1 protein-coding gene is annotated in these 1,184 nt (G+C 49.7%); it reads right to left on the bottom strand.

From position 1 onward, the window contains the following. On the bottom strand, nucleotides 1-941 hold a 941-nt coding region (locus tag Q0256_RS09165), incomplete at its 3' end, for a hypothetical protein (protein ID WP_297962396.1). Nucleotides 942-1,184: the final 243 nt, after the last annotated feature.

The following is a 1,184-nucleotide window of genomic DNA, read 5'->3' as shown; positions in this document are numbered from 1 at the left end:
CTGATCGCCACGCTGCCCGAGTCCTTATCTACGGCGTAAGGCGGATCGATCTGGTTTTCGGTGATGTCGATCTTTTGGTTGCGCTTGATGTTGTATTCCTCTTGCAGCTCCCAAACGATCTCGGGGATACACGAGCCGTATATCGCTATCTCATCCTCGCGCTCATCCTCGTTTATGCTAGGCGTGGTTTCGATGCAATATCCGTAGTGAAACGGCAGGCGGGAAAATGTCGCTTCGCGCACGAGAGTGCCGTTTGCGTAGGTTTTGAGCTTCCATACGATCCGCCCCTGCTCGCGGCTTTTGACATACAGATCTCGCATCGCTATGCGCTCGCTGCCTGCCGTGGTCTGCGCGATCACGTTTCGGTCTTTGGATTTGTAGAATTTTCGCTCCAGCTTCTCTCTGATCTCTCTTGCGGATTGGTTATATTTATAGGCTACGTATTCGATGTCGTTGATGTCGCTTGCGTGGCGATCAAATGCCAAATCCGTAATTGGGATAAATTTCGTGCGGATCTGCGCGGCGGTTTTGTCGTAAAATAGATTGACGATACCCAGCGGCAGATACAGCGCGCTAAGCACGGCTTTGGATAGCCCCACGCGGTGCTCTTTCTTTTTCCAATAGTTTTTCAGCACCGCCGTAAGCGCGTTTTGCAGGATTAGATCGTGATCACTTCGCAGTCCTACCCTCTTTACTTCGATCGGGCAGCGATCGCTCATAAAGCTGGTTTTGAATACGCTATGGATGATATTTACGGTGGTTTTTACGAGCGGAACGTAAAGCTTCGAGCGGCTTCGCTCTGCGCTCTTGCGCTTGCTCGTGCGGTTATCCTCTTTGTAAACCGCGCGATACGCTCGCTCGCAGCGCAGAAATCTCTCTTCCTGCTCCTCAAGGTCGCTAAAAGCGCGCGTGATTAGCGAGTAATCTTCGTCGTTTGGCATTTTCTACTCCGCAAAAGGGCGCATCCTGCCCGGATTTGACCCTATTTTTTTGGATAGCTTATTCCCCCGCGTCCTAATTTTTCTATACTGCGATTTGCTTTTTTGTATCTTTTTTGATACAATTACTGCCATGAAAAGAGTTAAGGCTGTTTTTTATGAAAGCGGAAGCGGCAATGAGCCCGTGCGGGAGTGGTTATTAGGTTTGGATAGAGAGGATCGCAAGAGTGATTTTTATCGTGAAGC

Origin of the sequence: uncultured Campylobacter sp. (assembly GCF_937949835.1) — a bacterium.
GTDB lineage: Bacteria > Campylobacterota > Campylobacteria > Campylobacterales > Campylobacteraceae > Campylobacter_B.
This window is presented reverse-complemented; position numbering and strand designations above follow the sequence as displayed.